19 protein-coding genes and 1 tRNA gene are annotated in these 17,786 nt (G+C 62.3%); 9 read left to right on the plus strand and 11 right to left on the minus strand.

The annotated features are described in order from the left end of the window. Nucleotides 1-23 precede the first annotated feature (23 nt). Nucleotides 24-509, minus strand: a complete 486-nt coding sequence (locus OKW30_RS17640; RefSeq protein ID WP_429347251.1) for a hypothetical protein — start codon at nt 507-509, stop codon at nt 24-26. A 413-nt stretch (nt 510-922) separates the two neighbouring features. Between OKW30_RS17640 and OKW30_RS17645 the strand changes: the two genes are divergently transcribed. The 4 genes from OKW30_RS17645 to OKW30_RS17660 all read left to right on the plus strand — a co-directional run bounded on the left by OKW30_RS17645 (nt 923) and on the right by OKW30_RS17660 (nt 4,388). Continuing rightward, nucleotides 923-1,795 (plus strand): ADP-polyphosphate phosphotransferase, encoded by an 873-nt coding sequence (locus OKW30_RS17645; protein WP_429347767.1) that lies wholly within the window; start codon nt 923-925, stop codon nt 1,793-1,795. A gap of 557 nt (nt 1,796-2,352) precedes the next feature. Then, nucleotides 2,353-3,402: a GIY-YIG nuclease family protein gene (locus OKW30_RS17650; protein ID WP_429347252.1), complete on the plus strand. Its 1,050-nt coding sequence runs from the start codon at nt 2,353-2,355 to the stop codon at nt 3,400-3,402. A gap of 354 nt (nt 3,403-3,756) precedes the next feature. Beyond that, on the plus strand, nt 3,757-4,035 hold the full coding sequence (locus OKW30_RS17655) for a hypothetical protein (protein ID WP_429347253.1): 279 nt from the start codon (nt 3,757-3,759) through the stop codon (nt 4,033-4,035). 38 nt (nt 4,036-4,073) lie between these two features. Next, a complete protein-coding gene (locus tag OKW30_RS17660; protein WP_429347254.1) occupies nt 4,074-4,388 on the plus strand; it encodes a hypothetical protein in 315 nt (104 codons plus the stop codon). Nucleotides 4,389-5,289: 901 nt separating this feature from the next. Here the strand turns inward: OKW30_RS17660 and OKW30_RS17665 are convergent. From OKW30_RS17665 to OKW30_RS17685, 5 genes are all read right to left on the minus strand, one after another. Next, nucleotides 5,290-5,365 (minus strand) — tRNA-Ala (locus OKW30_RS17665). Nucleotides 5,366-5,429: 64 nt separating this feature from the next. Next, on the minus strand, nt 5,430-5,774 hold the full coding sequence (locus OKW30_RS17670; protein ID WP_429347255.1) for a c-type cytochrome: 345 nt from the start codon (nt 5,772-5,774) through the stop codon (nt 5,430-5,432). An 8-nt stretch (nt 5,775-5,782) separates the two neighbouring features. Continuing rightward, nucleotides 5,783-6,574, minus strand: coding sequence for a BON domain-containing protein (locus OKW30_RS17675; RefSeq protein WP_090802672.1), 792 nt, complete (start codon nt 6,572-6,574; stop codon nt 5,783-5,785). Nucleotides 6,575-6,600: 26 nt separating this feature from the next. Further along, the gene (locus tag OKW30_RS17680) at nt 6,601-7,188 is read right to left on the minus strand and encodes a phosphoheptose isomerase (protein WP_184068788.1); all 588 of its coding nucleotides are present in this window, start codon (nt 7,186-7,188) and stop codon (nt 6,601-6,603) included. 142 nt (nt 7,189-7,330) lie between these two features. Then, the gene (locus OKW30_RS17685; RefSeq protein ID WP_260336494.1) at nt 7,331-7,753 is read right to left on the minus strand and encodes a YraN family protein; all 423 of its coding nucleotides are present in this window, start codon (nt 7,751-7,753) and stop codon (nt 7,331-7,333) included. An 88-nt stretch (nt 7,754-7,841) separates the two neighbouring features. Between OKW30_RS17685 and rsmI the strand changes: the two genes are divergently transcribed. Then, nucleotides 7,842-8,726, plus strand: coding sequence for a 16S rRNA (cytidine(1402)-2'-O)-methyltransferase (gene rsmI, locus OKW30_RS17690; RefSeq protein WP_429347256.1), 885 nt, complete (start codon nt 7,842-7,844; stop codon nt 8,724-8,726). 120 nt (nt 8,727-8,846) lie between these two features. Here the strand turns inward: rsmI and OKW30_RS17695 are convergent, their stop codons facing one another. After that, entirely contained in the window at nt 8,847-9,452 is a 606-nt protein-coding gene (locus tag OKW30_RS17695) for a septal ring lytic transglycosylase RlpA family protein (protein WP_429347257.1), read from the minus strand. 649 nt (nt 9,453-10,101) lie between these two features. Here OKW30_RS17695 and OKW30_RS17700 point away from each other — a divergent pair. The 3 genes from OKW30_RS17700 (at nt 10,102) to OKW30_RS17710 (ending at nt 11,924) form a co-directional block, all read left to right on the plus strand. After that, on the plus strand, nt 10,102-10,746 hold the full coding sequence (locus tag OKW30_RS17700; protein ID WP_429347258.1) for an MBL fold metallo-hydrolase: 645 nt from the start codon (nt 10,102-10,104) through the stop codon (nt 10,744-10,746). Then, nucleotides 10,743-11,375, plus strand: coding sequence for an exonuclease (locus OKW30_RS17705; protein WP_090802665.1), 633 nt, complete (start codon nt 10,743-10,745; stop codon nt 11,373-11,375). Before OKW30_RS17700 ends, OKW30_RS17705 begins: the two co-directional genes overlap by 4 nt. 90 nt (nt 11,376-11,465) lie before the next feature. Further along, nucleotides 11,466-11,924 (plus strand): Lrp/AsnC family transcriptional regulator, encoded by a 459-nt coding sequence (locus OKW30_RS17710; RefSeq protein ID WP_012431468.1) that lies wholly within the window; start codon nt 11,466-11,468, stop codon nt 11,922-11,924. 63 nt (nt 11,925-11,987) lie between these two features. Here OKW30_RS17710 and OKW30_RS17715 read toward each other — a convergent pair whose 3' ends face one another. From OKW30_RS17715 to OKW30_RS17725, 3 genes are all read right to left on the minus strand, one after another. Further along, nucleotides 11,988-13,271, minus strand: a complete 1,284-nt coding sequence (locus OKW30_RS17715) for a cation diffusion facilitator family transporter (protein ID WP_429347259.1) — start codon at nt 13,269-13,271, stop codon at nt 11,988-11,990. A gap of 284 nt (nt 13,272-13,555) precedes the next feature. Continuing rightward, entirely contained in the window at nt 13,556-13,858 is a 303-nt protein-coding gene (locus OKW30_RS17720; protein ID WP_008921239.1) for an H-NS family nucleoid-associated regulatory protein, read from the minus strand. Nucleotides 13,859-14,260: 402 nt separating this feature from the next. Continuing rightward, complete coding sequence (locus OKW30_RS17725; protein ID WP_429347260.1) at nt 14,261-14,923, minus strand: HugZ family protein; 663 nt, start codon at nt 14,921-14,923, stop codon at nt 14,261-14,263. 250 nt (nt 14,924-15,173) lie between these two features. On the opposite strand from OKW30_RS17725, the gene OKW30_RS17730 reads away from it, so the two are divergent. After that, nucleotides 15,174-16,388, plus strand: a complete 1,215-nt coding sequence (locus tag OKW30_RS17730) for an MFS transporter (protein WP_184068803.1) — start codon at nt 15,174-15,176, stop codon at nt 16,386-16,388. Between the two features lie 106 nt (nt 16,389-16,494). Here the strand turns inward: OKW30_RS17730 and OKW30_RS17735 are convergent, their stop codons facing one another. Next, a complete protein-coding gene (locus OKW30_RS17735) occupies nt 16,495-17,640 on the minus strand; it encodes a branched-chain amino acid ABC transporter substrate-binding protein (RefSeq protein ID WP_184026037.1) in 1,146 nt (381 codons plus the stop codon). Nucleotides 17,641-17,786 lie beyond the last annotated feature (146 nt).

Below are 17,786 nucleotides of genomic sequence, written 5' to 3' on the forward strand. Positions count from 1 at the left end.
CGTCGTCTGAATTGGACCGTCCATTACTCGTCCTTCTTTGGGTATTTGATCGCTGCGTCGATCGCTTCGCGCTGAGTCGGAAACCAGCCCAGATGCGCCCATCCGGGATAGCGATACACCTCGTCTTCGAAGCCCTTCTCCGGCAAGCCGTTCTCTAACACAAAGTCGAGTCGGGCCGTCTCGCGATTCAGCTCGGTGCGCACTTTCAGGTAGGCCGTCGTTTCGCGAAGGCTCTCGCTCATAGCGTTCGCTGCGCTCGCTTCCTGAGCGCGTCTTGCTTCTTCAGCCGGTCTCGCCGCCTCTCGCGCTTCCCGCTCCTGACGCATCTCTTCGTTGAGCGCGCGGATACTGTCGGCGCGCCTCTGCTTCTCTTCTCTCACTTTGCGGGCCTTGGCCTGAAGCTCGTCGAAGTCGCCGTAGTCAATCGCTTTGTACTTACCGCCCAGCACCGAGTGCGCATAGAGCGCATACAGCTCGTGCGCAATGATGCCGGCGTGGTTCGGATCCATCCCTTCACCTTCCAGCGCGAGTGCGAATCTCAATGTATCCATATCTGCCTCTCCAGGGGGTGTTCCACAAAACCGTCGATGAAAAGAACGTCAGTAATAGATAGTACATTTTTCCACTTCTCAGTACGGACCATCCCCGCGTGCGCGGGGGAACCTTCTCGATGCTCGTGCTCGTGCGCACGTTCAGGGGACTATCCCCGCGCATGCGGGGGAACCGAGGGGCGGGAAAGGTCTTTTCTGATGGTCACGGGTCTATCCCCGCGTGCGCGGGGAACCTTCTAAGGGCGTTTTCTCGATCGCGCGTGAACACTTCGAGTCGGCACACTGGCCGCAGATTGTGCGTTGGCTGGCCGCCCAGTCGGCTGGGCGTGGAACCTGAAGGCGTCGCCTCGCAACCAGAGAAGGAAACTGCCATGAAGATCGACACGGACGAATTCAGGGTGCGCGCGGATCACAAGGTGTCGCTCGCACACCGGCCCACTCGGGTCGAGCCAGTCTATAAATCGAAGGAGCAGTATCACAAGATTCTCGCCGACCACATCGAACGGCTCAATGCATTGCAGCTTCGGCTGTTTGCGGACAGCCGTTTAGCCGTGCTTTTCATTTTTCAGGCGATGGATGCGGCGGGCAAGGACGGCGCGATCAAACACGTGATGTCCGGCGTGAATCCGCAAGGCTGCCAGGTGACCAGCTTCAAGCATCCGAGTGCCACAGAGCTGCAGCACGACTTCCTGTGGCGTACCACTGGCAATTTGCCCGAGCGGGGAAATATCGGCATTTTCAACCGCTCCTATTACGAGGAGGTGCTGATCCTGCGCGTGCACCCCGAGCTATTGCAGGCGGAAGGATTGTCCGGAAGGGCCGGCACGGGGGAAGCGCTTTGGGAAGGGCGATATCGATCGATCGTGGAGCTCGAGCACCACCTTTACCGCAACGACACGCGTGTCGTGAAGTTCTTTCTTCATCTTTCGAAGGAAGAGCAGCGCAAGCGCTTTCTCGAGCGGATCGACGACCCGGACAAGAACTGGAAACTCAGTGCAGCGGACATTGAGGAACGGAAGTTCTGGACTCAGTGCATGGATGCTTACGAGCGGTGCCTTGGCGCAACCAGCACGGAGCATGCGCCATGGTATGTCGTGCCCGCGGATGACAAGGAAAACGCGCGATTGATCGTGTCACAGGTCATAGTCGACACGCTCGAGAGGCTGAAACTGCGTTTTCCAAAATCGAACGCGGAGACGCATACGGAATTGACGAAGATTCGCGCGGCGCTCGAAGCGGAGTAGCGGGCGTATCGGCATGCGTGGCCGTTGTACTTTGAAAGCAGTCATCCGTCTCCCGCCCTGCCTAACGACCGATGAGGGTCGTGTGCTGCCGATCGCAGCCCAGCGAGGTTGAAGCTGTGTATGCAAAGTGCATGAGTCGGCACCCGGCCAACAAGCGGCGTTCGCTCCCAGGCAAGGTGCGACATTCGAACGGCGCCTTCGACTTCGCAACTGTCATTCAAGTCCTTCTTGTGCCTGCCCGAAGAGGAGCTGACCGTTCGGGAAGTGCTTGCTCCCCCCGATCCGACCGTCGCGGTATCGCGTGCCATCACCTCGACTTAGGCTTTGCAACCGGGCTAAAATCTTGGGGCTTAATACGTGTAGGTCCCCAAGGTCCGCTGTTCCCCCGCTGTCCCCGACAAGCACGAACGGTACCGGCACGTGTTAGGTTTGTGCTTTGCGATCGATATCAAGTTTGGCGAGTTACCTTGAAGTCGTGTGACGAGCGGAATACGCCAAATGCGAGACCTTCCAATCGATGCTGCAGCAGCTAGTTCTCTAACTTTAGGAAAACCTGCATGGAAAACTACTCCGAGGCGGAGAAAGGGTATGTCTATATTCTCGGGGTTAAAGACATCGATCTTCCGGTGTGCAAGATCGGAAGAACCGCTAGAGATCCCGTTGTCCGCTGTGCAGAAATCAATCAGAGCTCGACAGGGGATTTTCTTTGGGAGGTGACGCATCACATCGCAGTGAAAGATTGCCGAAAGTTTGAATCGCTGGTTCACGCAAAGCTACTGCCACTCCGACAGAAGAAACGTGAGTTCTTCAATATTCATCCAGACGACGCAATTGTCGCGATTCAATCCATACTCGGGTCGGCGCCGGACCTAAGAACAGTGACCATTGCGGAAAGCCAGAAAGAGGATTCCGGAGTGTCGAGAAGAACCGGTCGTCCCCGCAAGCAGTCTGCGCGCCCAAACAGAGACACCATATACGCCCATTTGCTAGACGGGTTCACCGAATTGTTGAAGGTTAAAGGACGACCATTCGGGCAGTTGAACAAACCGGCGTTCGGAGTTAGTGATGGACGCGAAGGCGTTCAATGGAATTTGAAGATATATCCGGATGTTGGGACGGCGCGTGTGGGAGTCAATCTTGAGGGCATGGAATACCGCGGCTGGCCGATTGCTTCGCTAATACGTTCTGAACTCGAAGTTCCGGCGTTGCTTCGACTTGTTCCCCATTTGCGAGACCCGCAGAATATCACCCTACGATTCGCTCGAGACGCGTGGCAGGCAACTTCGAGGCCGGACATCGTGGAGCAACTCTTGGGCGAACGCGAATTTCGCCTGTCCGAACTTACCGAAGAGTTATGGCAGACAATACTAAACGAAGCCATCCGTTGCCTCAACGAGGACCGTAGCTACCGTGGCAGGGGTCGCCAGGCTGTGACTTTGTTGAGAAAGGCAGGACCGGATGCAGAATCAAGGATGATGCCGGTTACGCCTCACCTCACCATATGGGCTCCAATTGATCCGTCGCGCGACTCGACAGAAGATTTGTCAGCTGCAATTGAACGTTTATCGCCCGTCCACGAATGGGCATCGAAGGTGAGCGGCGCGTAGCATTTGAAGGCAATCACGAACGCGACGACATCCTGACACATATCAAGATCGACCCTGTAGACAGCGTCAAGCAGCATGGCCGGTGCATTGACTCATCAGAAATGCAACTCGCGCTGACCTGTTGCCTCACGTAGTTTGCCACCCGCCGGATTGTCCGGAGGGAGCGACACGAGGTGACAAGGCAAATCAGCGTGACGACACGTAAGGAGTTGGTCGCAGCATTGCAATTGCGCGGTATCACCGCAAGCACGCCATCCGGCTGCTGCGGGAGCAGCCCGGCGCGGTAAAGGGCGCGCGAGCGCAACCGGCTGTACGACGAGGCGGTACGACGAGGCGGTACGCCAGGCGCTGACGGTGTTGTGGGAAGCAGCCGACCGGGTTTGCGGCAAGCGCCTGAAGGCGTTGATCCCGAAGCTGATTGATGCCATGGAGCGGCACGGCCATCTCGATCTGGATCCGGTCATCAAGGCCAAACTCCTTGATGTCAGCGCGGCGACTATCGATCGCATGCTGGCCAATGCACGTTTGGCGATCGACGGGCAGCGCAAACGCCGCAAGGGTGTGGGCTCGGCCATCCGGCGCAGCATCCCGTGCGTAACATTCCTTCGTGAGGCAACACGCCGGCCAAGATAATCGCCGCCCAGCTGGACGGGCAACGAAGAAATGCGGATGTGGATCATTTTTTTCCGCATCGGCTAAAACAGGCCAACTTGGGTGTCAATCTGGACGGGGTGTGGAACCTCGTGTTGGCCTGCCCTACGTGCAACCGGGGACTGAAAGGAAAATTCGACCGCATTCCGTCCCTCCCGTTGTTAGAGCGCTTGCACCAACGCAATGAGTATTTGGTTGGCGGCCATCACCCGCTGCGCGAGACATTGATGCAACAAACAGGGATGCTGCCAAGCAACAGGGCGGCGTTTTTGAATCGCCTCTATCAAACTGTGCAGCTCTCTCCAAGCCTCGCGTGGGAACCCGAGTCCATCTGATGACGGGAGGTTGATCGTCCGGTGCCATGCGGTTCTCGCACTTCAGCGGTTCATCCGTGTTAGCAAGCCAAGGGCGGGGCTGTTGTCATGGCGCAGAAGATTCGTGCGATCACATTGGTAGCGTCGCGTCGTATCAGCAAATGGTGTGGCGAAGTTGATCACCGGAGTGCCCTATAAACGGTCGCTTGATGCTCACAAAGCCAGTGGCAGAGCGGGGTCGACTGCTGCCTGACGCTGGCTCACAAGGGAGGATGTCTTGAACACCGAGTTCTGCTTCTGTGCGGCTTTCAGCTGCGCCAGATTTGTATCGATCGCATCCCCGTCGTAGCGCGCGCCCTGAAATGTCCGCCTTCAGGGCATTGCTGGCGGCCATTTGGCCGGCCGAGCCACGCTGTCCGGTAGGATTGTCTGCGCATCGGCCGATGAATTTGCAAGCTGGTGCCGCTCGAGCCCCGTAGCGTCCCAGAGATGAACTCCTTCAAGATGCGCACCTCTGAGATGGGCCGTTTCCATCAGCCTGAACGGCGGCCCGGGCGATGCCTCTGCTGGAGCGGGCAGGGTGGACTGGCGAGTGGGACGACCAGAGTCATCTTGTGATGACGGTGTCCCGGGGTGCGCTGGCGCTCGGATGAAGAACGCTTCTACATCTTGGTGCATGACGAGACCCGGCGTCCGCTCACGCCCTGAGACTTTCTGGCCCGCGACTGCGGGCTTTTTTTCGTCTGGCCTCGCAGACTGCATTGATGGCTTGCCAACCAGGGTCTGCTCGCTTGTCGCGGAGCTGTACCGCGAATGGCGCCGCATTGATCCGGATTGATCAAATCTGGTTACACCGCGGTTACACGAACCTCAGAAACAGAAAAGGGTTACAGGCAAATCACCTGTAACCCTTTGATATTCCTGGTGGAGAGGAAGGGGCTCGAACCCTCGACCTTCGCATTGCGAACGCGACGCTCTCCCAGCTGAGCTACCCCCCCAACACAAAAATAATTCTAGCACAGCCATTTTCCCTTTTGCCAAGCCTCCAGCCCCGGGAAAACCTCATCTGGACGGCGCGCCCGCGAGCACCCAGTCGACCACCGCGCGGATATCCGCATCGCTCATCGATTGATGGGCCGGCATCGGAATCATGCCCCATACGCCGGAGCCGCCGTCCTTCACCTTGCGCGCGAGTTTGGCTGGCGCCTGCGCGTCGCCCTTGTACTTCGCGGCGATTTGCTGGAACGACGGACCAACCAGCTTGCGATCGACGGCGTGACAGCCCATGCACGCATTCGCGGCGGCGACCTGCTGGCCGCGCGGCGCCTCGGCCGCGCGAGCACCCGACGTCATCGTGCCCGCCACCGCGCCCACCACCAACGCGAACACGACACCCGCACGCGTCATACCGCGCCTCAAGGCACCGCCTTCGGATTACCCGGTCGCACCGACGTCGACGAGTTGACCGGCGCAGGCGCCTGCTGATCGAGCGGCCGCGCGCTCACCGACGAATCGGGAATCGCGCCGACCGTCGGCTCGCTGACCTCGGGCTGCGAGGCGGCCACCGGCGCCGTCGCACCGGCGGCCGCAGCAGCTTCGGCTTCCTGCGGCTGGATGTACTGGAACACCTTGACCACCTCCACGACGCCCGGCACGCGGCTCGTGACGTCGGCGCCGATATTGCCCTCATTCATCGTGACGAGGCCCATCAGATAGACGTTGCCGCGCTCGGCCACGACCTTGAAATTGTTCGCCGAAATGTTCTTCTCGGCGATCAGAGCGGTCTTCACGCGCGTCTCGAGGTAGGTGTCGTTGGTGCGCGACGAGAACGAGCTCGCCGGCGCGATCGCCAGTTCATTGACGATCGTATTCACGTTGTTCATGTTCCGCACGATGCTCTCGGCACGCTGCTTCGACGCCTCGCCCGCGACCTCGCCGGTCAGCAGCACGCGGCGGTTGAACACCGTGACGTTGACGTGCGCGGAGTCCGGCAGATTCTGGCTGATCTGCGACAGCGCCTTCACCTGAATCTCGCGATCCTCGGTCTGCGCGCCGAGCGTGCGGCGGTCGGTCGCCATCAGCGCGCCGCCGCCCGCCGCGGCCCCGACAGCGAGAAAGCAGCCTTGCAGCGTGGCCGACAGGCCCGCCGCGACCCCGACCACGAGCACGGTTCTCACCAGTGTCTTCTTGATGCGGAAAACGCTCATCAACTAGCTCTCCTTCGAAATCAGTCTCAGTCTTCGCCGAGCAACATGGCATCGATGCCGTCGCACAGGCAATGGATGGTCAGCAGGTGCACTTCCTGGATGCGCGCCGTGCGGTCGGACGGCACGCACACGTGGATGTCGGTGTCGCTCAGCACTTGCTGCGCGCGTCCGCCGCCCTTGCCGGTCAGCGCAACGACGATCATTTCGCGCTCATGCGCGGCTTCGATCGCGGCCAGCACGTTCGCGGAATTGCCGGATGTGGTGATCGCGAGCAACACGTCGCCGGGCTGACCGAGCGCCCAGACCTGTTTCGCGTAGATCTGTTCGAACGAATAGTCGTTGGCGATCGCGGTGAGCACGGAGGTGTCGGTGCTGAGCGCAATGGCCGGCAGACCTGGCCGCTCACGCTCGAAGCGGCCGATCAGCTCGGCCGCGAAATGCTGCGCGTCGGCGGCCGAACCGCCGTTGCCGCACGCGAGGATGCGATTGCCGTTGGCGAGCGCGGCGAACATCGTGTCGATCGCGGCGGCGATCGGCATCGACAGGGTTTCGAGGGCTTCGAGTTTGACTGCCGCGCTGTCGCGGAAGTGTTGTTGGATGCGTTCGACTGACATCGAGTCTCTATCTTGTACCGCGAATGGACCGCACTGCGCGGCCGTGTTGTGAAGTCATACTGCCAGGCTGTGGCCGCCGATGAGTTCGCGCGGCACGCGAGCGCAAGTTTATCGCACTCACGCGCGTTGTCTGCGCTGTCGGTCAGACTTCGTCGGCGCGAAACGCATCGCGCAACCACACGAGCCTGCCGCTCTCGAACGCGACGACGTCGAAACGGCACGCGGGTTCGTCGCGCGGGCCGCGGTTCGTCGTGGCGCGCGTCGCGAGATAGTGCCGCGCCGCTCGCACGATGCGCTGTCTCTTCTGCCAACCGATGCTCGCAGCCGCACCGCCATAATGCCGCTGCGCACGCGCGCGAACTTCGACGAACACCAGCGCGCCGTCACGATCACTCATCACGAGATCGATCTCGCCGCCCCGACAGGTGACGTTGCGCGCCACGAAGCGCAGACGCTGGCGCTGCAAAAATTCTCGCGCGCGTGCTTCGAACGCCGCGCCGACGGATTTGGACTGGTGAGCGCAGGAAAAGTTGTGGGCGGTTTTTGGACCGGCGTTTATGGGCATCTTTTGCGCAGTGTTCGGCGCGGCCTGCTCGCGCAAGCCCACATGGCACAATGTCGGCCTCGTTCCGTCTGTTTGTGTCTTCCGTGTCATGACTCCTCTCTCCAAACTCGCGCAAGGGCAGCAGTACCCCGCCGCCGCGCTGTATGTGGTGGCCACGCCGATCGGCAACATCGCCGACATCACGCTGCGCGCGCTGCACGTGCTCGGACTCGCGGATCGCATCGCCGCCGAGGACACCCGCAACACCGGTCAGCTGCTCGCGCGCTACGGCATCTCGAAGCCGCTCGTCGCCGTGCATCAGCACAACGAGCGCACCGCCGCGCAGCGCGTGATCGAGTATCTGCAGGCCGGCGAGCGCGTGGCCTACGTGTCCGACGCGGGCACGCCGGGCATCTCGGACCCCGGCGCCAAGCTCGTCGATGCCGTGCGCGAGGCCGGCTTCGTGGTGGTCCCGCTGCCCGGCGCGAGTGCGCTCGCCACCGCGCTCAGCGCAACCGGCGACTGGGTCGCGACGTTCTCGTTCCTCGGCTTCCTCCCGCCGAAGCCGAAGGCGCGCGCCGCCGCCTTGCAAGCGCTCGCGCAACATCCTCACGCGATGGTGTTCTACGAAGCGCCGCACCGGATCGTCGAGACGGTGCAGGCGCTCGCCGATGAGTTCGGCGGCACACGCCGTCTGCTGATCGCGCGGGAACTGACGAAGTTACACGAAGCCCTGCACCAGGGCACCCTGGCCGAAGGGCCAACGTGGCTCGCTGCCGACGCGAACCGGCAGCGTGGCGAATTCGTGCTGGTGGTCGAAGGCGCGGCGCCCGAAGCGGCCGGCGAGCACGATCACGACGCGCTGCTCGGCATCCTGCTGGAAGAATTGACGGTGAGCAGCGCGGCGAAGGTCGCGGCGGCGCTCACGGGCGCATCGCGCAACGTGTTGTACGCGCGCGCGCTGGCGCTGAAGGAAGACAAGCCCGAAACGTGAGGGTCGAGCCCGGCGGGTAAAAGGCTGACGGCAACAGACAAGGGCCGCATGTCGCGGCCCTTCGATTTTCTACAGACGGTTGGTTCAGCCGACGCGGCATCATCGCCACGTAACGTCACATCACTTGTTCGAATCCGAGTTCGACGCGAGCGTCTCGTTCAGCTCGGCGCGCGCTTCCTGCTGCGTGAGCCCTTCGATCTTGACCCGCGCGGTGCCGGTGTGGCGCATGTCGAGCATGGCGGCGGCCGCCATCGACAGGTCGATCACGCGGCCGCGGGCGTACGGGCCGCGGTCGTTGATCCGTACGATCACCGAGCGCGAATTGGCCGGATTAGTCACGCGCACGTACGAGCCGAGCGGCAGGGTGCGATGCGCGGCCGTCAGGGCATGCATGTCGTAACGCTCGCCATTGGCGGTGCGGCGGCCGTGGAAGAAGCGTCCGTACCACGACGCGCGTCCGATCTGATGGAAGTCCGCGACGTCGACGCCGTCGTCGGTGAGCGGCTGCGCGTCAGCCAGCGGCGACGCGGGCGCGTTCGACGCGCTCGGGCTCGAGGCCGGCGCGCTACCGAACGATTGCGGCCCGAAAGAGCTCAGGTGCGTGTTCTTTGTACTTGGCGGCGTGTCGTTCGCGGACGTATCGCGCGCGCCCGGAGGCGTGGCACAGCCGGCCAGTACAAAAAAGGCAAAAAGAGTCCCTACACCACGGGTTAGCCGAGTTTTCATAAGACGTGCAATCACATTGTCGAGCCGCGTCACCCGCAAACTGCTGGGTAGGTTGCTTGCGGCTCCGGCGGTAGGGACGACAACGCGCCGCGCGAAAAAGCGCAGTACGTCAAAGCCCGGATACGGCTCACTCAGCCGCTACCGCACGGTTAATTTTCACGTCTGGCGCAACCTGTCCCCGGCAGCCTGACCAGACCCCACATGCCGCCAACTGAACGTGGCAATGACACGTTCTTGCGCGCGCAACTCAGCGCGCAGGAACGGCGGCGTAGGCCCCACCCAGCGTCACGGAGATTAATTCCGTAGCAGGCGCGCGGCGCCTGGCTGGGCAAGACGTGTGCATCGAACGCATCGATACTGGATGGCCGTCGGCATTCCGACAGCCCTTACTTGAACGGCGAGCGGCATTCCCTTTTTGTGGGAACGCATCGCCTTGTGGCAGCACAATTCCTAGTGCATGAAGTCCATTATACCCAAAACTTTTTTTTGGGATGGCGGGCTGCTCAAAAACTTGATCAATCTTCACATTTATCGCAAAAATGGACATACGAAAGACTGAGACCGGCCGGGAGCCGGCCCCGTCGCATGGGCGGCGGAGGCTGTCGCGAGGCCCGGTACAATCAACGTTTTTCCAGCGCGTCGTCCAGCCATGAAAGTCACCCTGATCCCCGTCACGCCGTTCCAGCAGAACTGCTCGCTGCTCGTTTGCGAGGCCACCGGGCGCGCTGCCGTCGTGGATCCGGGCGGCGACCTCGACACGATCCAGCGCGAGATCGCGCGGCAGAACGTGACCGTCGACAAGGTCTTGCTGACCCACGGCCACATCGATCATTGCGCCGGCGCGAAGACACTCGCCAGCCACCACGGCGTACCGATCGAAGGTCCGCATCCCGACGAGCGCTTCTGGCTCGACAAGTTGCCGGACCAGAGCACGCGCTTCGGCTTTCCGGCCGCCGACGCCTTCGAGCCGGACCGCTGGCTACAAGACGGCGACACCGTGCAATTCGGCGACGAAACCCTCGAGGTCTACCACTGCCCCGGCCACACGCCGGGCCACGTGGTCTTCTTCAGCCGCGCGCACCGGCTTGCACTAGTTGGCGACGTGCTGTTCGCCGGCTCGATCGGCCGCACGGATTTCCCGCGTGGCAATCATGCGGACCTGATCCGCTCGATCCGCGACAAACTCTGGCCGCTCGGCGACGACGTCACGTTCGTGCCAGGCCACGGCGCGACCTCGACGTTCGGCGCCGAGCGCCGCACGAATCCCTACGTCGCAGACGGAGTGGGCGCATGAGCAGCGAAATCTATGTGAGTACCGACGTCGAAGCGGACGGCCCGATCCCCGGCCCGCATTCGATGCTGAGCTTCGCATCCGCCGCATACACCGAAGACAAGCAGCTGATCGCGACGTTCTCGGCGAATCTCGAACTGCTCGAAGGTGCAGCGCCGCATCCGGTTCAGGAAGCGTGGTGGAAGACCCAGCCGGAAGCATGGGCGGCCTGCCGCCAGGACTTGCAGAAACCCGAAGCCGCCCTGACCGCCTATGTCGAATGGGTCGAGGCGCTGCCGGGCAAGCCGGTGTTCGTCGCGATGCCGGCCGGCTTCGACTTCACCTATATGTTCTGGTACATGATGCGCTTCGTCGGCCGCTGCCCGTTTTCGTGGTCGGCGCTCGACATCAAGACGCTTGCGTTCGCGATGACCGGCCTGCCGTACCGCAAGAACATCAAGCCGCGCTTTCCGAAGCACTGGTTCGACGAGCATCCGCACACGCACGTCGCGCTCGACGACGCGATCGAGCAGGGTGCCCTCTTTTGCAACATGCTGAAGGACTTGCGCGCGCGTCAGCCCGAGCTGCCGGGGGACGGCAAGGATGATGGGGACGGCTCAGGGCAAAACGCCGCTCCCGACCCGGTAAATTAGGCAATCTCGCTCGCGAGAGCCGTTTTACATTGCGTTTCGTTTTCGCGCCCTCTACCATGCGTTGATACGGCGACGCTAACGGAGGCGCAGTTGACACTCGATACGTTCTCACAGAAGATCCTGCGCCTACTGCAGCTCGACGCACGTCGTTCCGTGCAGGAAATCTCCGACCAGGTCGGGCTGTCGAGCACGCCGTGCTGGCGGCGCATCAAGGACATGGAACAGTCGGGCGTGATCCAGCGCTACACGGCGCTGCTCGATCGCGAAAAACTCGGCTTGCATGTGTGCGCGCTCGCGCATATCCATCTGACGCGCCACACCGAAGGCGGCGTCGAGCAGTTCGAGCGGGAAATCGCCACCTGCCCCGAAGTGACCGAGTGCTACAGCACGACCGGTGAATCCGATTACATCCTGAAGATCGTCGCGCCGGACATCAAGGCGTACGACAGCTTCCTGCACGAACGCATTTTCAAGATTCCAGCCGTCGCGCAGGTACGGACGAGCGTCGTGCTGCGCGAAATCAAGTTCGATACGCAGTTGCCGCTGTGACGGATGCCGCCGCTGCGGGCGGCATGAAGGTTCGCGGCATCGGGTGTCCGAAACTCATCGGACTCAGGCGGCGTTGTGAGGCTCCGTGGCGATTGACCGACCGCCGGGGGCGACGCCAGTCTTGAGTTCCGCCGCCGGACCGCCTTGCGCGGCCGAGATATCCCGTTGCAGCAGCACGTCTAGCTTGCGCGCGCCGAGACGACGCTTGAGCGCCTCCAGATCGACGCGCCCAAGCGACTGCGCCTCGCTTTCCAGCAGACGCGCGGCCTCGGGGCCGTCCGCAGCGCGCCCTTCAACGGACGCCGCCGCCGGTAACACCACCTCCACGTCGAGCCCGGTGCTCAGGTAGTGCAGATTTATCCCAGCGGCCTGCAAGCCCCAAACCGCCAGCGCCGCGTCGACCTCGGCGGTCACGCGCTCCCGCGGCGGCAGATCGACCGGTGGATGCGCGAGCGCATCGTTTTCCGGATCGACGTGGATCAGCGCGTCGAGCACGCGCTTGTCGGTCAGCACACGCAGCCGCGCCGACTCCGCGATGTAATGCCCTTCCGATACCGAAATCATCGGATCGACCAGAATGTGCGCGTCGACGAGCGCGAAATCGCCCATCTTGCGCGTACGCATTTCGTGCACGTCACGCACGCCCGGGGTGGACATCAGCAATGCGCGCATGTCGGCCGCGGCGGTTTCGTCGAGCGCGCGGTCCGACAGATCCTGCAGCGCGTCCCAACCGAAGGTCCAGCCCATGCGCGCGACCATGAAACCGACGATGGCCGCTGCGATCGGGTCGAGCAACCGCAAGCCGGCGAGGCTGCCGATCACGCCGATCCCCACCACCAGCGACGACGCCGCGTCCGAGCGCGCGTGCCATGCGTTCGCGATCAGCATCGCGGAACGCACGCGCTTCGCCTCGCGCAGCATGTAGCGAAACAGCGCTTCCTTGCAGACCAGCACGAGCGCCGCGACCGCGAGCGCGCTCATGTGGACGGCAGGAATATTTTGCATGTCGGCGAGCCGCGTACCGGCGCGCCACAACATGCCGACGCCGACCGAGATCAGCAGCGCGCCGAGAAATAACGACGCCACCGTCTCATAACGGCTATGCCCGTAATTGTGATCCGCGTCGGGCTTGGCCCCGCTGTGCCGATTGGCAATCAGCACGACAAAATCGGAAATAAGATCGGCAAGGGAATGGATACCGTCGGCAACTAGCGCCTGCGAGTGCGCGATCGTGCCGATGGCGATTTGCAGCGTCATCAACACGCTATTGAGCGCAATACTCGCAAAAGTACTTTTGCGCGCAACGCGTTGTTTCTCGGTGGTTTGGGCGATCGCGGCGGACTGCATGCTGAAAGGCGGAAAGGTCAATTATTGTTATTGTACCCGCCACGAATCGCGCGCGCAGGGAAAAGCGGAAAAAACCTTTTTAAATCAGTCGCTTATCTAAACGAAAAGCATTCGCGTTCCAGTTGCCTGAAGCGCATGCGACAAAAAACTCGGCGCCGCAAATGACGAAAACCGCGCCCTGAACGGTGCGCGGCTTTTTCAGATTCTGCAGCAGGCTATAAACGCGGTGGATTGCCGCTATTCGTACTACGTGCGGCCAACCCTCACTGCCCGCCTGATCGTGATTACTTCTGGATCAGAAACTTTTCGCGATCAAGACCCGCAATCCAGCGCGGCGGCTTGCCGCGACCGGACCACGTGCTGCCGCTTTCCGGATCGCGATATTTAGGCGCGACGCCTGCGCGCGGCCGGCTCGCTTTAGCGCCTTTCGGTGCGCGGCCGCCGCCGAGTTCGCTCAGCGAAATGCCGTAATCCGCCATCTTCTGCTTGATTTCATTCAAGACTTCCGCGTATTCGCGCGACTTCGCTTCTTCAATCTGCTTTTCGAGCTTCTCGCGCTGTGCGAGCAGTTCCTTGTAAGAAGACATAGGTTCCCTTGTGGTATGGATAAATGACCGCCGGTCTTTTGCCGACTCGCCTTTGAAGGTTTCATGCCTCGGAATTTGACGGCGAGATTAACACAAAATAGAAAGGCTGGATAAGTAACCGGGAAAAATTAATTCAAATTCGTTTCAAAAAGTTTCCTGCGCTGCTTTTGGGTCGGACTACGGCCTTTCAAATCCTGATTTCGCATGTCGCTGAAAAAGTCCACTCATCTGCATATTTACACGATTTAACTATCAGGAAATGAGACTTGAGCGGTCCATTGCACATCGAACATTTCACGGCATGAAAGCTTTGACTTGGATAAGCCGCGCACTATTGAGACAAAGACCAGACCCGTTCGTCGCGACTGGCGCATGCGCGTTTTCTCGATAAACGATAAATACTTAATCCGCATGCCGCTCGATGCAGACTTCGAGCGCGGCGTGCAATGTCCCGGTATCGGACCGGGCGCCATCGAATGCGAAACGGTGGCGCACGCCGTTGCGTTTCAGATCGGCGCCATAACGGTCGACACCCAGCAATTCGACGCCGCCCGCGCCACTCAGCCGGTGACCGAATTCCGCGATCAGCGCGTCCTCCTCGCTGACTGCAAGCGGCGGCAGCGGATCGAGTTCGGCGCCATCGAGCCAGCCCATCGCGCCAAAGCCGCCGATGTAGCGCAGCCGCTGGACCTCCATGATCCAGAACGTGAAATCGCCCAGCATCAGGTAGCGCTCCGCGTCCGGGTGATAGCGCAGGTAGCGCCGCGCCAGTTCCGGGCTCGAGCCGACCGGCTCGAAGCGGCCAAGCAGCGTGACGCGCTGGCCGCCCAGCACGTCGCCGTCGGGTGCGTCGACGGCCAGAAAACCGGCGCGCGGATCGGTGTGCAGGTTGTGCGTGTGCTCCGCGAGCCGGCTCACGAGGATCGTCGGACGATGCCGCGCGTCCGGCGCGAACGGCAGCACCGACGGATACGGAAAGCCCTCGGGCTGGCGAGCGTGCGTGGCGAGCGTGCCGATCGTGGCCGTGTGCAGCAGATGCAGCGGAGCGTGAGCCGGAATGTTCAACTGAGGGTTCCTCGTTGAATCAGGAATGAACGGAAAGCGGTGAGCGGCAGAAAAGCCGCCGCGCACGGCAATGCAAAAACCAACTGCGGCGTGCCATGGCATGACAGCCGGCAATACCGCCAGGTTGCATCCCCAGCCTATCAATCGTATGCGCCCGATCCCACGGCTCCAAGCATTCGCCACCACGCTTCGATAGAATCGAAGATCCGCTTTCAATGCGCTTTCTCGCGCACTTCGCCTCGAGACCTCCGTGCCCGATCACCAATCCTCCGAATTCGCCGTCCTGCCCGCCGCGCATCGCAATCTGTCCGTCACCGCACGGCAACGCGCACGCATTGCCACGATGGCGGTATTTTTCATCGCCGGCATGATGTACGCGTCGTGGGGCGTGCACGTGCCGACGGTGCGCGACCGCTTCCATCTGAATCCGGCGATGCTGTCGTTCGCGTTGTTCGCGGTGGCGGGCGGATCGATCGGCGCGATGGTGACCAATGCGTCGTGGATCGCGCGGGTCGGCACGCGCCGCGCCTGCCTGACCGGCGGCCTCGCGATGGCCGCCTGCGCCGCGCTGATCCTCGTCGTGCCGGCGTACTGGATCCTGCTGATCGTGCTGGCCGTCTTCGGCGCCGGCATGGCCACGCTCGACGTCGCGATGAACGCCGAAGCGAGCGCCGTCGAAAAGGCGCTCGGCAAGCCGATCATGTCGTCGCTGCATGGAATGTTCAGCCTTGGCGGCATGTTCGGCGCGGCGGTGGGCGGGGCGCTGCTGTCGCGCGGCATGGCGCCGGCTGTGCATCTCGCGCTCGCCGCGGCGGCCAGCGCGCTCGTGCTGGTGCTCGCGTGCCCGTCGGTGCTGCCGCACGTGCCGCACGCCGAGCATCCCGATGCCGCGACGCCGCGCGCGAGCCGCTGGCGCTCGCCGGCGTTGTGGGCGCTCGGCACGATGGCGCTGGTCGCGCTGATCGCCGAAGGCGCGATGTACGACTGGGCCACGGTCTATATGCGCGATGTCGTGCTCTCGACGCCCGCGCTCGCCAGCGCCGCCTACGCGGCGTTTTCCGGCGGCATGGCGGCAGCGCGTTTTGCCGGCGACGCGGTGCGCGCCCGCTTCGGCGCGCCGCAACTCGTGATGATCAGTGCGGCGCTCGCCTGCGCCGGGATGGTCGACGCGCTGCTGCTGCCGAATCCGGTGGCCGCGCTCGCCGGCTTTGCGCTGATCGGCCTGGGCCTCGCAAACATGATGCCGGTGCTATTCGCGGCGGCCGCGAGCGTGAAGGGCATCCACGCGGCCGAGGGGCTCGCGCACGTCGCGGGGCTGGCCTATTTCGGGTTGCTGCTCGGACCGGTGATCATCGGTGCGGTCGCGCAGGTGACCAATCTGACGATCGGGCTGTCGGTCGTCGCCGTGTGCGCCGCGATGATCGCGCTCGTCGGGCCGAAGGTGCTGCGGCGTTTGAAGATCTGACGCAAACGCAACGCCAAAAAGAAGAGGCACGCAAGCCTGACGGCCCACGTGCCTCTTTAGCGGTAAATCGAAGTGCGGCCCGACGCCGCCTTCGACCACACCGAATTTACATCTTCACGACGTCGAGCAGCGTCTTCTTGCCTTGCTTGTAGTTGTAGAGCGAGATCACGCCGTGCTGCAGGTCGCCCTTCGAGTCGAACGTCGTTTCGCCGATCACGCCCTTGTAGTCGGTCGTCGGCATCGCTGCCAGGATCTTCGCCGGATCGGTCGAGTTAGCGCGCTTCATCGCGTCGACGATGATGTACACCGCGTCATACGTGAACGGCGCGTAAATCTGGATCGGCTGGCCGAAGCGCTTCTCGTACTTCGTTTCGAACGCCTTGCCGCCCGCCATCTTTTCGAGCGCCATGCCGGCTTCCGAGCAGACGATGTTGTCGGTTGCGTCGCCGGCCAGGTCCGACAGCTTGTCGGTACACACGCCGTCACCTGCCAGCACCTTCGCGCGCAGGCCGAGCTGCTTCGCCTGCTTGGCGAACGGGCCGCCGGTCGCGTCCATGCCGCCGTACATGATCGCGTCGGGATTTTCACCCTTGATCTTCGTCAGAATCGCGCGGAAGTCGACGGCCTTGTCGTTCGTCGCGTCGTGCGACACGACGTTCATACCGAGCGACTTCGCCGTCTTCTCGAATTCGTTCGCGAGACCCTGGCCGTAAGCGGTCGAGTCGTCGACGATCGCGACGCTCTTCACCTTCATGCCCTTCGCCGCGTAGTTCGCGAGTGCCGGGCCTTGCTGCGCGTCGGTCGCGACGACGCGGTAGGTCGTCTTGAAGCCTTGCTGCGTGTAGGCCGGGTTCGTTGCCGACGGCGAGATCTGCACGATGCCCGCATCGCTATAGATCTTCGATGCCGGGATCGAGGTGCCCGAGTTCAGGTGGCCGACCACGGCGACGACCTTGTCGTCGACGAGCTTCTGCGCAACCTGCGTGGCCGTGCGGGGGTCGGCCGCGTCGTCCTGCGCGTCGAGTTGCAGCGTGATCTTCTGGCCGCCGATCGTCAGACCCTTCGCGTTGATTTCCTCAATGGCGAGGCGCGCGCCGTTTTCGTTGTCCTTACCCAGGTGAGCGATACCGCCAGTCAACGGCGCGACGTGACCGATCTTCACGACCGTGTCGGCCGCGGCCGATGTTGCCAACGTCGCGAACAGCACCGCCGCAGCGCTGATCGGCAACAGCTTTTGAATCTTGATGTTCATGTAAGTCTCCAGTTTCGGTCAAAACAACGTAATCGCCCTGTGCCCCGCTTCCCCTACACGTGTCGCTCAGTCCCGTGGACGACCACGCCGGTTGCATCGTTCATGCACTTGGCCAGTACGTTTACCGGACTGTTTGTGACAGTTGG

The organism is Paraburkholderia sp. Clong3 (assembly GCF_050436485.1).
Lineage (GTDB): Bacteria > Pseudomonadota > Gammaproteobacteria > Burkholderiales > Burkholderiaceae > Paraburkholderia > Paraburkholderia tuberum.

Excerpts from the sequence above, each read along its gene's own strand:
- OKW30_RS17720 (WP_008921239.1), bottom strand. The coding sequence starts at position 13,858 with ATGTCTTCTTACAAGGAACTGCTCGCACAGCGCGAGAAGCTCGAAAAG.
- OKW30_RS17675 (WP_090802672.1), bottom strand. The coding sequence starts at position 6,574 with ATGAGCGTTTTCCGCATCAAGAAGACACTGGTGAGAACCGTGCTCGTG.
- OKW30_RS17735 (WP_184026037.1), bottom strand. The coding sequence starts at position 17,640 with ATGAACATCAAGATTCAAAAGCTGTTGCCGATCAGCGCTGCGGCGGTG.
- OKW30_RS17645 (WP_429347767.1), top strand. The coding sequence starts at position 923 with ATGAAGATCGACACGGACGAATTCAGGGTGCGCGCGGATCACAAGGTG.
- rsmI (WP_429347256.1), top strand. The coding sequence starts at position 7,842 with ATGACTCCTCTCTCCAAACTCGCGCAAGGGCAGCAGTACCCCGCCGCC.
- OKW30_RS17700 (WP_429347258.1), top strand. The coding sequence starts at position 10,102 with ATGAAAGTCACCCTGATCCCCGTCACGCCGTTCCAGCAGAACTGCTCG.
- OKW30_RS17715 (WP_429347259.1), bottom strand. The coding sequence starts at position 13,271 with ATGCAGTCCGCCGCGATCGCCCAAACCACCGAGAAACAACGCGTTGCG.
- OKW30_RS17680 (WP_184068788.1), bottom strand. The coding sequence starts at position 7,188 with ATGTCAGTCGAACGCATCCAACAACACTTCCGCGACAGCGCGGCAGTC.
- OKW30_RS17640 (WP_429347251.1), bottom strand. The coding sequence starts at position 509 with ATGGATCCGAACCACGCCGGCATCATTGCGCACGAGCTGTATGCGCTC.
- OKW30_RS17685 (WP_260336494.1), bottom strand. The coding sequence starts at position 7,753 with ATGCCCATAAACGCCGGTCCAAAAACCGCCCACAACTTTTCCTGCGCT.
- OKW30_RS17695 (WP_429347257.1), bottom strand. The coding sequence starts at position 9,452 with ATGAAAACTCGGCTAACCCGTGGTGTAGGGACTCTTTTTGCCTTTTTT.
- OKW30_RS17650 (WP_429347252.1), top strand. The coding sequence starts at position 2,353 with ATGGAAAACTACTCCGAGGCGGAGAAAGGGTATGTCTATATTCTCGGG.
- OKW30_RS17670 (WP_429347255.1), bottom strand. The coding sequence starts at position 5,774 with ATGACGCGTGCGGGTGTCGTGTTCGCGTTGGTGGTGGGCGCGGTGGCG.
- OKW30_RS17705 (WP_090802665.1), top strand. The coding sequence starts at position 10,743 with ATGAGCAGCGAAATCTATGTGAGTACCGACGTCGAAGCGGACGGCCCG.